Genomic DNA, 12,901 nt, shown 5'->3' with positions numbered 1-12,901 from the left:
ACCGTAACATTATCGGCAGATAAAAAAGGGCTACGCTTATTACGCGACAGCATTATCACCAGGAGAAAATATGAAGCCTTCATCAGGTAATGAACAGGGTCCTAACGACGTAGACAGTGAAGAGAAAGAACAGGGGACTGACATCGAAGTCGATGAGGAGGCACTTCCCTCCCGTGCCGCAGCGATCCATGAGGAGATCCGCCAGGATGGGGAAAAAGAGCTGGAGCGCGATGGCATGGCGCTGCTCTGGTCCGCGGTTGCTGCGGGCCTTTCTATGAGCGCGTCACTGATGGCGAAAGGCATATTTAAGGTTCATCTTGACGGCGTACCGGGTGCATTCTTGCTGGAAAATCTCGGCTATACCTTTGGTTTTGTCATCGTCATCATGGCCCGCCAGCAGCTCTTTACTGAAAATACCGTGACGGCCGTATTACCGGTGATGCACAAGCCAACCTGGGGTAATGTCGGGCTGCTGTTACGTTTGTGGGGAATTGTTCTGCTCGGTAACCTGATTGGCACGGCACTGGGTGCGCTGGCATTCAACGAGATGCCGATATTTGATGAGGCAACCCGTCAGGCGTTTACAGAGATCAGTATGAAAGTGATGGAGAATACGCCCGGCGAGATGTTTGCCAATGCGGTGATCTCCGGCTGGATTATCGCCACCATGGTCTGGATGTTTCCATCTGCGGGCGGGGCAAAACTGCTCGTGATTGTGATGATGACCTGGCTGGTTGCGCTGGGCGATCTGGCACATATCGTCGTGGGATCGGTGGAAATGCTCTATCTGGTGTTCAGTGGCAGCATAAGCTGGCAGGAGTTCCTCTGGCCGTTTGCACTGCCGACCCTGCTTGGCAACATCACCGGCGGCACGCTGATTTTTGCTCTGATCAGTCACGCACAGATCCGTAATGACATGAGTGAAGCCGCCGTGGCGAAAGCCAAGGCGGAGAAGCGTAAACAGGAGAAGCGCCGTCAGAGTGAAGAGAAGGAGAAGGCAGAATAACGATCAGGCAGACAGCGCCACTTTAGCAGGCCTGTCTGCCTTTCAGATGATACGGCAACCAGGCTGTCAGGCTGCTACAGGGTTTTAACAGCGCGGTAAAACCCGACCCCGCTCTGGCAGCGCGCCCCTCTTTCTGCCGTTATTTCCCGCCTCCGCAACCCACAACTCACCGCTATCCCTGATACGATGGTTTCTGCCCCGCCGGGCTGGTCATGCTCAGGCAAACTGCCGGATTGCTGGCGGAATGAGCAAACGCACAGCGATGTAGTGAATCTGCTGGCCTGTTTGCGTTATACTCCACGCCGCGGTCCTCTTAGTTAAATGGATATAACGAGCCCCTCCTAAGGGCTAGTTGCAGGTTCGATTCCTGCAGGGGACAATATCCTTTCATTTCACCATGTTTCATAACCTTCCAAAAAAACTCTTAAAACCAGAAAAATCAGAGCTTAGCATCATGATAGTGGTTTCAGTTACCTTCATGACATTACATCTCTGTGATGGTATCGTTGATGGTATTCGTCGGTTCGATATGCCGATACCATCAACTTTAGCAATGAGACTAGTGAAATGGCTTTGAACCAGCTTTCACCCAAAAAGATTGAAAACGCCAAGCCTAAAGAAACTGATTACAAACTTACAGATGGCGGGAGCCTTTACCTGTTAGTCAAAAAGAACGGGACTAAAGCTTGGAGAATGAATTATCGTTTCAATGGTAAGCAGGCGACTTTGGCGTTAGGGGTTTATCCAGATGTACCGCTTTCAATTGCTCGTAAACGCCGCGATGAAGCTAGGCAAATGCTCGCTGATGATAAAGACCCAAGGATCGCAAAGAATGCAGTTGCTAATGAGGAGAAATCCCCAACGTTTGAGGCTATAGCCCGGGAGTGGCATCAAGGTTCCATAGGACACCCTGAGTGGAAAGAAATTACCCGCCAAAAAATACTGCGTGAAATGGAAAATCATCTGTTTCCGGCCATCGGTTCAAAACCCATCGTTGCACTCAAAACTCGTGACTTGCTGCCATTGTTAATTGAAATGACAAGAGTGGGCATTGGTACAACCACGGGGCGTGTAAAAACCACTATGGCAAGTATTTTCCGTTATGCCGTACAGCGAGGCATTGTTGATTACAATCCGGCCCAAGATTTAAAAGGCGCAGTCACTACACCTAAAGCACGACATCGCCCTGCTCTACCGCTCGAACGCTTACCAGAATTAATGGCAAAAGCTGAAAATTATACTGGTAGGCCTTTGACACGGCTGGCAGTGTTTTTATCGCTGCATACGTTTGTGCGGTCTAGTGAGTTGCGTCATGCCCGGTGGGATGAAATAGACATTGAAAAAGGGGTTTGGACAATACCCGGACAACGGGAAGAGATAATAGGGGTTAAATATTCAGAGCGGGGTGCAAAGATGGGCGCAGCACATTGCGTACCACTTTCTACTCAGGTAATTGAGGTACTTGAAAACATTCGAAAGATTAGCGGGGAATATTTACTTATATTTCCTGGTGACAGTAATCCTTACAAACCAATGAGCGAGAACACCGTAAATAAGGCTCTACGCACGATGGGTTACGATACGCAATCTGATGTATGCCTACACGGCTTCCGTGCCATGGCATGCTCTGCCCTAACTGAATCAGGATTATGGTCACGTGATGCTGTTGAAAGACAGATGAGTCATCAGGAACGAAACGAGGTGCGCGCAGCTTATGTTCATTTGGCACAGCACATGCAGGAACGACGTCGAATGATGCAATGGTGGTCGAACTATTTAGATATAAACAAAGATGAATATCATCCTCCTTATAATTTGCCAGATGTCAGCATCCTTAAAAAATAACCCTATAAAACAGAGGCAATTATGCAATCATTAACAGATACTGAAAGCACCTTTTTAGGAAGCTTGTGGATCGAAAAAAAAATACCCCCCTTGGAATACTGTTCGTTTGAGAGGGCTGGTAGACTCCTAGGATGCGAGGTTGATGATCTAATTCATTTATATGAAATAGGTGCATTCAATGTTGGTTTGAAGCTGGACGGAATCGATGTTGAATTCACTGTTGATTTCGATAAGGCTGATAAAAAAAATGATTCTGACTTATTGCACCCAGCACTAACAAACAGAAATCTAGAAATGGAATCATCCACCATACTTTATGGATTTGATGACAACGCGATTGTTCATTTTGAAAATGGATATCATATTGATGGATTTGCATGTGGTATCTGGTATGCCGATTATGTATTACCTGAAGTTAAAGATGGATTCTTTATCGAAACCGAATACGGGGCCACTTTTAAGCCAGTGAAAATACGAGATGATATTGTTAGTGCTACTGCTAGATACAAAGGGAAAATTGACATTGAAATTCCTTTTGAAGAACTAGTAATTATGAGAAGAGACTTGGAACTGATCTGGAAATCAGTAAAAACTGGACGACCTTTACCCGGAATATTGACGGGAAATATGTCTTCAAAAACAAAAATATCAAAATCTATCAATAATACAGCTGAACATCATGCCAGAAACAGAGAAGGATTGTTAAACTCCGCAATATATATTTTATCAAGATATCCCGAAGAGTGTCGCGGCTCAAGGAAAGAAATAAGCCCTGAAAAATGGACAAACTCAATATTAAATCATCTAAGCGAATTACCACCAATATTCATTACAAACGAGCAAGAAATTTTAAGAAAATTAAGGCTGGCTGTTAATCATGCTGGTTCAAAAAGAAAGGGGTAGAGTTAAAGCATTCTACGGGTAAAGTTGATTACGCTACCTACTCAAGTCTTTTATTCAAGAATAGTATCTGCCGTGTTTATTACATTATACGGCAGATACTTACATGACATTAAAAACTTATCCTATTAACGGACATGCCCGCCCACGCGCAACTGCTGATTTTCTACAAATCAGCACGGTTACTCTCTGGCGATGGGAGAAAAACAACCCTTCATTTCCCAAATCTACACGCATTTCAACAAGAGTATCTGTTTACGATGCTCAAGAAATCAGGCAATGGGTCAAAGATCAATCTCCGAGAATGAGAGAGATTTAATGATGAAAACGAGAAAAAGGGGAGAAAAAATTTCCCCTTTAGTTAATCAATTGCTTGTTTCCAATCCTCGATTTTGTAGCTCCTTACGCAGAATGCGCTTGATCCACGCTGCGAGCGATTCATCACCATCTTGCTGCTGTGCCTGCTCCATGAGTTCGCGTAATTCAGGATCTAGTCGGAACTGGAATGGTGGATTGCCACGTCTTTCGCTTTTGTGTGTTGACACGCTAATTACACCCGTTGTAATGTGTTTGTGTGTAATTACACATTACACACATAGAAAAAAAATAGCAACGCCCCGGAGTGTTTGCAGCACCACCGAGGCGTCTAACCAAAACGTTAAATAGGTAACGAAAATGGCTAGACAAAAGTCTACCTGGATCTTCGCGGCAATCAACCGTTCTCAGTTGTCCTGCCGCCCCGTCATGCTGCGTATTACTGACATTGACGAGCGCAGCGCACGCAGCCGAATGGCGGCTGATTACATCCTGCTATTTGCGGGCCGCCTGCCCGTCCACGGAGGCCGTCATGCGTGAATATCCTCAGAGCGGCGAACGCTGGCAGCATTCGCAGGGCTGGACGGTGACGGTACTGCGATTTACCGATGCGCCTGCGTCAGTCGCATCCGCTAACCCTGAGTTCAGTCACGAGGTGCTGTATCGCTACGACAGCGACGGTCAGGTGACCTCCTCCCCGCTGGCGTGGTTTGAGGAAAACTACACCCAGCTTGCCGGTGCACCGCATCGCCTCACCGCCCCGGCCGGAGGCAGCGGCGGGTTCAGCCCGTTTAATCTGCATCCCACGGTGAAGTACGAGCGCTGGCGGGAGCGGGCTGCACAGCAGCCTGCGGAGCCTGACGACGGCCACTACTCAAAATTCCTCTGACATACAGCCAGCTTTAACGGAGTAAATCATGACAGTTTCAATCGGGCACAACGGTGCTCAGGGCATCCCCTTGCCTGAAAATGGTACTTTTGCCGCCTTTACCTACGGCCTGCCGGAAGACGCTTTTGAGAAGCTGACCCGCGCAAAGGAAGCCTGCGACCTGCTCCAGCTCCTGTTTTCTGAGCACTCCTGTCCGGGTTCATTCAGCGCGCACAGCGTGCCCGGCCTGGCCGCACTGATGGACTACCTGCGCGCCGACCTGACCGACGTCACGCGCTGCTGCGCACTGATTGAGGAGGACCGTGCATGAAAAAGCCACAGGTATCCGTGTTCCCGCCCGAGCTGACCACGGCACTGTACCGTCGCGCCATTGCCTCCGCATGGCGGGCCAGGCATCTGGCCGTCACCGGCAGCGAAATGCGCGGCCCGCACCGCATGACGGTGGAGCGCATTGAGATGGCCATCGCCCTGCATATTGAGAGCGCGATGGTTAACGAGTATGGCGAAGCGCACGGCGCTGCGGCGGCGCTGGCCCTGCTTACCGACATGGTGGAGCCGACGCTCCTGACCGCGCCGCCCGCTCTGACGGCGCGCGGGTGTGAGGTGATGGAAGGGCTTTACGCCACGCTTCCGGCGGCGTTTGAATCGTTCTGCGACACCGGCGCGTCGCTGTACCGGCATTAAGGAGGCGTTATGACAGTACATTCAGTATCAGACATCACAGCCGCCGCGCGTGGCCGCTGGCCGGTCATTCTTCAGATGCTGGGCGTGAACGTGCCCGATGGCGGCAGGCACGGCCCCTGCCCTAAGTGTGAAGGCAAAGACCGTTTCCGCATGGATGACCTTGAGGGCCGGGGTACGTGGATTTGCAGCCACTGCGGCCACGGTGACGGCCTTGACCTGGTGAAGCTGGTGACGGGCAAAGGCGTAAAGCAGGCTTCGCAGGCGGTGGCAGAGGTGCTGGACGTACGTGACGTGCAGGCCCTGCCGGTTAAGCCCGCCAGAGAAAAAGCCCCGAAGCGCGACATGGCCGCCACCGTCGGTGCGCTGGTGAAGGCCAGCCACAGCGGTGAAAGTGCCTACCTCGCAGGCAAAGGCTTTGCCGGTTATCCGGCCTGCCTGACCGGCAGCGCACAGCGCGTTGGCGGCACGGCCTTCCCTGCGGGTTCCCTGCTGCTGCCGCTGACCACATCAGAGGGCGCGGTGACCGGCGCGCAGCTGATTGCTCCCACGGGTGAAAAGAGCCTGCTGCCCGGCAGCACCATGAAGGGCGCATTTGTGGCGCTCAGCCCGCTGCCGCCTGAGCCGCCGGTGCAGGTGGTCATCACGGAGGGCTACGCCACCGCGCTCACGGTAAGCCAGCTGACCGCCGGGTGCGTCGTGGCCGCGATATCGGCGGGCAACCTGCCGAACGTGGCGCAGACGCTGCGGGCGCGCTGGCCGGAGGTGAAAATCATCATCGCCGGTGACAACGATTTTCAGGATGTGGGTGAGAACCCCGGCAGGACGTTTGCGGAGAAGGCAGCAAAAGCCGTCAGTGGCTGGGTGAGCCTGCCGCCGGGCGAAATCAAGGCCGACTGGAACGACTTTCACCGGGAGCACGGCGTGACCCGCGCCCGCGAAGCCTTCCGTAACGGTCTGGTGCTGTGCGGTGAGGGCCGCACGCAGCTGCCGCACGGGTTCCGGCTGACGCAGGAATACCTCTGGTATGAAAAGCAGGTGCAGCGCAACGGCGAAACCGAAATCCAGAACGTCAAAATCTGCAACCCGCTGCGCGTCACGGCCATCACCTGCGACGCCGACGGCGGCAACTTTGGCCGCCTGCTGGAGTGGGAGGACACCTGGGGCGAGCGCAGGCGCTGGGCCATGCCCATGGAGATGCTGAGCGGCAGCGGCGAGGAGCTGCGCCGGGTGCTGCTGGTCAACGGCCTGTCGTACATCAGCACCACCGGCGAGGCCCGCGCGCGCCTGATGGAATACATCTCGCTGTGCAAGCCGGAGCGCCGCGTGACCTGCGTGAGCCGCACCGGCTGGCACGGTCAGGTTTACGTCCTCCAGGACGAGGTGAGCGGCGACGGGGCCGACGCCGTGATACTCCAGACCACCTCCGTACAGGGGCGCGATTTCCGCGTGTCCGGCACCGCGCAGGAGTGGCGCGAGCACGTTTCCCGCTTCTGCACCGGCAACTCCCGCGTAGCGTTTGCGGTCAGTCTCGCCTTTGCCGCCCCGCTGCTGCGCCTGGTCGGCATGGACGGCGGCGGCTATCACCTCAAGGGGGAATCCACGGACGGCAAGACCACCACCATGAAGGCGGCCACCTCCGTGTGCGGCGGGCCGGACTACTGGCAGACGTGGCGCGCTACCGGCAACGCGCTGGAGGGCTGCGCCAGCCGCCGCAATGATGCGGCCATGATGCTCGACGAAATCCGCGAGGTGGACGGACGCGAGGCGGGCAACATCGCCTACATGCTGGCAAACGGTCAGGGCAAGGGCCGTGCCGGTACGGATGGCGAGCTGCGCACCCGCAAGCAGTGGCGCCTGCTGTTCTTCTCCACCGGTGAACTGTCGCTGACCGAGCACGCCGCGAAGGCCGGTGAGCGCACCTTTGCCGGAATGGAGGTGAGGATGATCCAGATACCCAGCGACTCCGGGAAGTTCGGCGTGTTTGAGGAGCTGCACGGCTTTGAGAGCGGCAAGGCGCTGGCCGAACATCTGGAGTGGGCCACGGCCAGCTACTACGGCGCGCCGTTCCGCGAGTGGCTGAAGGCGCTGACCGCCGACCTGAACGGGCTGACGGCGCAGGCCAAAACGCTGCTGAAGGAGTACACCGCCGCCCTGACCCCGCAGGATGCGGGTAATCAGGTGGGCCGCGCGGTCAACCGCTTTGCCCTGGTGGCAATGGCCGGTGAGCTGGCGACCCGGCTGGGCATTACGGGCTGGCAGGAAGGTGAGGCGCTGCGGGCAACCCGCGTGTGCCTGAATGCCTGGCTGAAAGACCGCGGCCATACCGCCAACCAGGAAGACATTGCCGCGCTGGAGCAGGTGCGCAGCTTCTTCACGGCCAACCAGTACAGCCGCTTTGCCGACTGGCACGACGAGCGCAACCGCCCCGGCAACATGGTGGGCTGGCGCAGGGTGGACAAGGGCAACACCGCGCAGGGCACCGAGGCGGCCACGACGTTCTACGTCATGCCGTCCGGCTGGAAGGAAATCTGCAGGGGGTTTGACCCGCGCAAGGTGGCGCGCCTCTGCGCGGACCGGGGTTATCTGCTGGCCTCTGCCGACGGCAAGCTTCAGACCAGCATCCGCCCGCCAGAAATGAACGTACGCAGGCTCTACGTCTTCAACAGCGAGGTGCCGGGCTGACGTTAAAGGCTTTGCGTGAGTCTTATTTTTAAAGGGTAACAGGTGTAACGGGTGTAACAGCCGCATTCAGTAGGGCCTGAGCCTGTTACACCTCTCTAACTGGTGAGGTGTAACAGGTGTAACGCATCCGTCAGCGCTGTTACACCGTGTTACCCGTCGTGTTACACCGGAAGAATAAGAAAATATCCTTTTAATTCATAGCTGTAACACCTGTTACCCGTGTTACACCGGAAAACGAAGGTCAGTGTTGTGCAGGAGCGTTTAATCCTCTTTTTCTGGCAGGCAGGTTATCAGCCACAGCGGTAAAACCGCCCGGCGTTGTACCAGCCACCACACACGACCAGCAGATAGATGCACTGTGCCAGCCGCGGCACAATTGACTGACCGAAAATAACCCGACAGGAATACCCATGACCGATAACGCCACCGTAACAGCAGCTGATGCGCTCCCTGCTTCCGTGCAGAGTGCGCTGGAAAAAGTTAACGCTACCCGAAACGCCTGGATTGAGACGCGCCATAAACAGGAGTCAGCAGCCTCGCAGGCTGACACCATCCGCCAGCGCCGTGCTGAGACTGAGGCGAACGCGACCGCACAGAATGACGAATGGCGCAGGCTGTTCCGTGAGAACGGCGGCGTAATGACGCCGGAGATGAAGAAGCTGCGCGCGGAAGTTGCGCTCGACCGCGAGTCGCTGGAAGAGTTTGACGCCCTGCTGGCCCTGCACGCACAGGAAAGTGAGTTCCTGCCGTGGGAGACTGCCGACCGCGCGAAAGATTACATCAGCGCCCATAACGAATTCGTCCGGCTGCGCGCCATGCAGCTGTGGCAGGACTTCATGCAGGCGCACGGCGGGCCGCTGATTCAGACGCTGAGCCTGCTGAAAATCACGCTGGGCCGCGAGGCATCCATCACCACCGGCGTTGTCCGGGGCGTCAACGACCCGGAAAGCGTGCTCAGGGAATTTATCGCAAAACATATCATGCGCCCTGCGCTTGAGTGCGACGCCCTGCCGGAGGAGGATGCAGCCTTCAGGCTGGCAGGTGTGTTCCCGGATCATGCAGCCCGCACTGACCTCAGCAGAGGCCCGTCACCGGCAGCGCGGAACAGAATGCTGATCCGCCGCGAAATGGCGCAGAAGGAGCAGGCACAATGACCGTTGCAGACACACCCGCACAGGCGCTGGAGCAGTTCCGCGCCGCCCGCAGCCAGTGGCAGACGCACCTGAGTGAGCGTCAGGAGGCCGAAACGGCGCTGAATACCCTGCTCACAGCGGGTGAAAATACGGCTGATTACAGTGAACGGGTGCCGCAGCTGCGCGAGCGCATCGCGGTGCTGGACTGGCAGATTAACTGCGCCGCGCGCGAGGGCGTTTATGCACAGCGGATGGTGCTGGAGGCCTGCACGGAGGATGCGCTCAGCGGTTTTATGAGCGAACACGGCCCGACGCTCACCTCCGCGCTGGCCCCGTTCCTGAACGGCCCCGGCGGGCTTGACGTGGCCGCACGGCTGCTGCGCAGCGCCGTGGCCCGTGAGGTGCAGCGGGCGCGCCCGGCGGTATCAGCAGCCTATCAGGACGCGCTGGCCGAAACGGGCCTTGCCCCGGAGGCCGGTATGCTGCGCGACTGTCAGGGCAGCCACACGCCCGCACAGCACCTGCGCTTTGCGCAGCGCCGGGACCGGATTTCGCAGGAGGGCGCGTAATGGCCCTGAAATGCCCGGAGTGCGGCACCACCGCGCACACACGCACCAGCGCCTACGAGTCAGCGACCGTCAAGCGCACCTGGTATCAGTGCACCAACCTTGACTGCTCCTGCACGTTCACCGCGCTGGAAAGCGTCGAGAAAATCATCATGAAGCCGCAGAAGCCTGCGGAGTCAGAACCCGCAGCTGAACCACTGAGCGCGGCGCGGCAGCCGCAGACGCTGGGCCGCTACGGCGACGCCTGCACCCGCCGCGACCGCCACGCACAGCCCTGACAGAGAGAAAAAAACATGACACAGCAGAACATGACAGAACAAGAGATGAAGGCAACCGCTGAACTCGTTGGCTCGCTCGTGGCAAGAAGCCGGAAGCCATTGCAGGATGCGGGATGGCTCCTGAAGCTGCCCGAGGCCGACGTTATCAGCCACACGGCCGCACTGGTGAAGGACCTTCCCGCTGGCTGGCAGGCCCGCGTACAGGACCTCCAGTGTAAAATGCTGGCCTGGCTGGAGGCAAAGCAGGCAGAAGCCGCCGCTGAGGAGAACATCAGCGCGCTGCGCCAGCGTCAGGCCGAAACGGAGCAGGCCAGCCAGGACAACCGTGCGCGCTTTCGTGAGCTGCTCGAGCAGAACGGCGGCACCGTCACGCCGGAAATGAAAGCGCTGCGCGCAGAATATCTTGAGCAGCAGGAAACGGCATCTGACCTTGCCGGACTGATTGCAGAAAGGGAAAAGCAGCTGCCCGCGCTGGCCGATGTGACCGGACGCAAGGCAAATGCCTATGTGTTCTGCCATGACGGCATTACGGACGAGCGTATTGACACGCTCATTGATGAATTTTTTATGGTGAACGGCGTTGAACTCGGCAGCCTGCTCAGGATGAAGTACAGCCAGTTTGAGCGAAACGGATCGGTTCATGCGCCCGGCGTGATTGAAGGAGCGAACGATGCGGATACGCTGTACCGTAAATTTGCCGTGAACCTCATTGAGAAGTGGACGCATAAAAACCTGCCGCTGATGTTCCGGGATGACGTTATCAGCCTGGCTGGCGCTTATCCTGTCAGGGGAGCCAGAACCGACCGGCGCAAGCGCAAAATTTTCTGAGTCTCTGATTTTAGATCCCACAGATGCCCGGCCATGTGCCGGGCTTTTTTGTGCCTGCGCTCGTCAGCGTGAGCTTGCATGTCTATGCTGCATGAAAACGCATGATTCTACGGCACCCCGGAACGGCAGGAAAGGCCAGCAGCGGCGCGGCTTAGAGCTACTCATGCAGGTGCATGAAAACCGCTGCACAAAGCGGGCAGGCGTGGCGGGGCTACGAGTGCGCGCAAGAATGTATGGTGTTGGACTGGCGAGAAAAATTGAAGCCCCCCCTACTCTTGAGAGGGTAATCTCAGTCAATGCGGCCATCTTGCACTAGCAACGTTCTATCAACTTAATCTCAACAGTTGAAATTAGTAACAAAGATTGCTTGTAAAAGTGTGCTAGAGGGTTCAGTGTCAAGCTGTAAACGCTTGAGCGGCTATCTAAATCAACTTTTTGGTATAGAATGTCAAAAATGAAACTTAAAACTGAAGTGATAGCCAATCGTTTCATTGTCACTTGGAGTATGAAATGTTAGTTGAATTTAGTGTAGAAAACTACTTATCAGTACATGAAAAACAAACACTTACGTTAGTTGCGAACAAAAGTGACGATAAGCTAGGAAACATTTTTAGTGATACCAGAAGCGCTAACATGAAAGTTTTGCGTTCAGCTGCTATCTATGGCGCAAATGCTGCGGGTAAAACGAACTTCATGCTAGCCATGAAAACAATGGCGGACATCGTCAGAAATTCAGCATCTAAATATCAAGAAGGTGATGAACTGGGTGTGACCCCATTCTTTTTAGATACTGACTCAATCGAAATGCCTAGTGAATTCGAGGTTATGTTCATTGCTGAGGGTGTAAGGTATCAATACGGATTTTCTGCTTCCAATAATATGATTCACGATGAATGGCTATTTGCTTATCCCAAAGGCCGTCCCCAGAAATGGTTTACTAGAGTATGGGATGAGGAAACCAGAGATTATGCTTGGGAGTATGGCGGCTATCTTCTAGGCGAAAAAGCCATTTGGCAAAAATCAACTAGAGATAATGCTCTCTTCTTATCAACGGCTGTGCAGTTAAACAGTAGCCAGTTAAAACCTATTTATTATTGGTTCAGTAATACACTTCGAATTTCAGGAGTAAATGTTTGGCACAATACATTCTCTGCTTTGCTTTGCCAAGGAGAGAAAAAGAGTGAAGTACTAAAATTTCTTAATAACGCAAATATTGATATTGCAGACATTAAAGTAGATAAGGATAAATTTAATGCTGACTCCCTACCTTCGGGGATGCCTGAAGAAATTAAAAAAGCCGTGGTAGACAGCTTAAGTGATAAAGATGTTTTTGATATTACAACATACCATAAAAACAACAAAGGTGAGTTAGTTGCCTTTGACATTGAAGATGAGTCACATGGCACCCAAAAACTTTTTTCTTTAGCCGGTCCATGGATCGACTCTTTCCAGACAGGTCGAGTGGTGTTTATTGATGAATTAAATGACGCCCTTCACCCTAAGCTTGTAATGTATCTTGTTGGGTTATTTAACAATCCTTCAGTTAATACATCAGGTGCACAACTTATTTTTACCACTCATGAAACATCTATTTTAAATCAGGAGGTTTTTAGAAGGGATCAAATCTGGTTTTGTGAAAAGAACAATGCAGGAGAATCAAGACTTTACCCGCTTACAGACTATAGTCCACGTAAGGGTAGAGAGAATCTTGAAGCGAGTTATCTTGATGGGCGCTACGGTGCTGTTCCATACATTGCAAATGTCGAGGCCTAAAA

At 54.2% G+C, this 12,901-nt stretch carries 15 protein-coding genes and 1 tRNA gene; 15 read left to right on the top strand and 1 reads right to left on the bottom strand.

Features of this window, described 5'->3' with window-relative positions:
- Window positions 1–70 precede the first annotated feature (70 nt).
- The 5 genes from RT657_RS08640 (at window position 71) to RT657_RS08620 (ending at window position 4,070) form a co-directional block, all read left to right on the top strand.
- Complete coding sequence (locus RT657_RS08640) at window positions 71–1,006, top strand: formate/nitrite transporter family protein (protein ID WP_313653805.1); 936 nt, start codon at window positions 71–73, stop codon at window positions 1,004–1,006.
- Window positions 1,007–1,313: 307 nt separating this feature from the next.
- Window positions 1,314–1,385, top strand: a tRNA-Arg gene (locus RT657_RS08635).
- Window positions 1,386–1,573: 188 nt separating this feature from the next.
- The gene (locus RT657_RS08630) at window positions 1,574–2,851 is read left to right on the top strand and encodes an integrase arm-type DNA-binding domain-containing protein (protein ID WP_313653804.1); all 1,278 of its coding nucleotides are present in this window, start codon (window positions 1,574–1,576) and stop codon (window positions 2,849–2,851) included.
- Between the two features lie 21 nt (window positions 2,852–2,872).
- On the top strand, window positions 2,873–3,754 hold the full coding sequence (locus RT657_RS08625) for a hypothetical protein (protein ID WP_313653802.1): 882 nt from the start codon (window positions 2,873–2,875) through the stop codon (window positions 3,752–3,754).
- 103 nt (window positions 3,755–3,857) lie between these two features.
- Window positions 3,858–4,070 carry a helix-turn-helix transcriptional regulator gene (locus tag RT657_RS08620; RefSeq protein ID WP_313653800.1) on the top strand — a complete coding sequence of 71 codons (213 nt, stop codon included), beginning with the start codon at window positions 3,858–3,860 and terminating at the stop codon, window positions 4,068–4,070.
- A 46-nt stretch (window positions 4,071–4,116) separates the two neighbouring features.
- Here RT657_RS08620 and RT657_RS08615 read toward each other — a convergent pair whose 3' ends face one another.
- A complete protein-coding gene (locus RT657_RS08615) occupies window positions 4,117–4,296 on the bottom strand; it encodes a hypothetical protein (RefSeq protein WP_313653798.1) in 180 nt (59 codons plus the stop codon).
- 130 nt (window positions 4,297–4,426) lie between these two features.
- On the opposite strand from RT657_RS08615, the gene RT657_RS08610 reads away from it, so the two are divergent.
- The 10 genes from RT657_RS08610 (at window position 4,427) to RT657_RS08565 (ending at window position 12,899) form a co-directional block, all read left to right on the top strand.
- Window positions 4,427–4,606: a host cell division inhibitor Icd-like protein gene (locus tag RT657_RS08610; RefSeq protein WP_313653796.1), complete on the top strand. Its 180-nt coding sequence runs from the start codon at window positions 4,427–4,429 to the stop codon at window positions 4,604–4,606.
- Entirely contained in the window at window positions 4,599–4,955 is a 357-nt protein-coding gene (locus RT657_RS08605) for a hypothetical protein (RefSeq protein WP_313653795.1), read from the top strand. The genes RT657_RS08610 and RT657_RS08605 overlap by 8 nt, the downstream gene beginning before the upstream one ends.
- A 28-nt stretch (window positions 4,956–4,983) precedes the next feature.
- Complete coding sequence (locus RT657_RS08600) at window positions 4,984–5,265, top strand: hypothetical protein (RefSeq protein ID WP_313653793.1); 282 nt, start codon at window positions 4,984–4,986, stop codon at window positions 5,263–5,265.
- Window positions 5,262–5,639: a DUF5375 family protein gene (locus tag RT657_RS08595; RefSeq protein WP_313653792.1), complete on the top strand. Its 378-nt coding sequence runs from the start codon at window positions 5,262–5,264 to the stop codon at window positions 5,637–5,639. The genes RT657_RS08600 and RT657_RS08595 overlap by 4 nt, the downstream gene beginning before the upstream one ends.
- Before the next feature lie 9 nt (window positions 5,640–5,648).
- Window positions 5,649–8,321 carry a DUF927 domain-containing protein gene (locus RT657_RS08590; protein ID WP_313653791.1) on the top strand — a complete coding sequence of 891 codons (2,673 nt, stop codon included), beginning with the start codon at window positions 5,649–5,651 and terminating at the stop codon, window positions 8,319–8,321.
- Between the two features lie 410 nt (window positions 8,322–8,731).
- Window positions 8,732–9,475 carry a septation initiation protein gene (locus RT657_RS08585; protein WP_313653790.1) on the top strand — a complete coding sequence of 248 codons (744 nt, stop codon included), beginning with the start codon at window positions 8,732–8,734 and terminating at the stop codon, window positions 9,473–9,475.
- Window positions 9,472–10,023, top strand: coding sequence for a phage polarity suppression protein (locus tag RT657_RS08580; RefSeq protein WP_313653789.1), 552 nt, complete (start codon window positions 9,472–9,474; stop codon window positions 10,021–10,023). Before RT657_RS08585 ends, RT657_RS08580 begins: the two co-directional genes overlap by 4 nt.
- Window positions 10,023–10,298 (top strand): ogr/Delta-like zinc finger family protein, encoded by a 276-nt coding sequence (locus RT657_RS08575; RefSeq protein WP_313653788.1) that lies wholly within the window; start codon window positions 10,023–10,025, stop codon window positions 10,296–10,298. Before RT657_RS08580 ends, RT657_RS08575 begins: the two co-directional genes overlap by 1 nt.
- Window positions 10,299–10,313: 15 nt before the next feature.
- Entirely contained in the window at window positions 10,314–11,126 is an 813-nt protein-coding gene (locus RT657_RS08570) for a hypothetical protein (protein ID WP_313653787.1), read from the top strand.
- Window positions 11,127–11,636: 510 nt separating this feature from the next.
- Window positions 11,637–12,899 carry an ATP-binding protein gene (locus tag RT657_RS08565; RefSeq protein ID WP_313653786.1) on the top strand — a complete coding sequence of 421 codons (1,263 nt, stop codon included), beginning with the start codon at window positions 11,637–11,639 and terminating at the stop codon, window positions 12,897–12,899.
- Window positions 12,900–12,901 lie beyond the last annotated feature (2 nt).

It is taken from the genome of Pantoea sp. (assembly GCF_032114055.1).
In the GTDB taxonomy this organism is placed as follows: Bacteria; Pseudomonadota; Gammaproteobacteria; order Enterobacterales; family Enterobacteriaceae; genus Pantoea.
The sequence above is the reverse complement of the archived record's forward strand: the minus strand, read 5'-3'. Positions and strand labels throughout refer to the sequence as shown.

Excerpts from the sequence above, each read along its gene's own strand:
- RT657_RS08600 (WP_313653793.1), top strand. The coding sequence starts at position 4,984 with ATGACAGTTTCAATCGGGCACAACGGTGCTCAGGGCATCCCCTTGCCT.
- RT657_RS08585 (WP_313653790.1), top strand. The coding sequence starts at position 8,732 with ATGACCGATAACGCCACCGTAACAGCAGCTGATGCGCTCCCTGCTTCC.
- RT657_RS08640 (WP_313653805.1), top strand. The coding sequence starts at position 71 with ATGAAGCCTTCATCAGGTAATGAACAGGGTCCTAACGACGTAGACAGT.
- RT657_RS08565 (WP_313653786.1), top strand. The coding sequence starts at position 11,637 with ATGTTAGTTGAATTTAGTGTAGAAAACTACTTATCAGTACATGAAAAA.
- RT657_RS08570 (WP_313653787.1), top strand. The coding sequence starts at position 10,314 with ATGACACAGCAGAACATGACAGAACAAGAGATGAAGGCAACCGCTGAA.
- RT657_RS08630 (WP_313653804.1), top strand. The coding sequence starts at position 1,574 with ATGGCTTTGAACCAGCTTTCACCCAAAAAGATTGAAAACGCCAAGCCT.
- RT657_RS08575 (WP_313653788.1), top strand. The coding sequence starts at position 10,023 with ATGGCCCTGAAATGCCCGGAGTGCGGCACCACCGCGCACACACGCACC.
- RT657_RS08595 (WP_313653792.1), top strand. The coding sequence starts at position 5,262 with ATGAAAAAGCCACAGGTATCCGTGTTCCCGCCCGAGCTGACCACGGCA.
- RT657_RS08590 (WP_313653791.1), top strand. The coding sequence starts at position 5,649 with ATGACAGTACATTCAGTATCAGACATCACAGCCGCCGCGCGTGGCCGC.
- RT657_RS08580 (WP_313653789.1), top strand. The coding sequence starts at position 9,472 with ATGACCGTTGCAGACACACCCGCACAGGCGCTGGAGCAGTTCCGCGCC.
- RT657_RS08610 (WP_313653796.1), top strand. The coding sequence starts at position 4,427 with ATGGCTAGACAAAAGTCTACCTGGATCTTCGCGGCAATCAACCGTTCT.
- RT657_RS08620 (WP_313653800.1), top strand. The coding sequence starts at position 3,858 with ATGACATTAAAAACTTATCCTATTAACGGACATGCCCGCCCACGCGCA.
- RT657_RS08605 (WP_313653795.1), top strand. The coding sequence starts at position 4,599 with ATGCGTGAATATCCTCAGAGCGGCGAACGCTGGCAGCATTCGCAGGGC.
- RT657_RS08625 (WP_313653802.1), top strand. The coding sequence starts at position 2,873 with ATGCAATCATTAACAGATACTGAAAGCACCTTTTTAGGAAGCTTGTGG.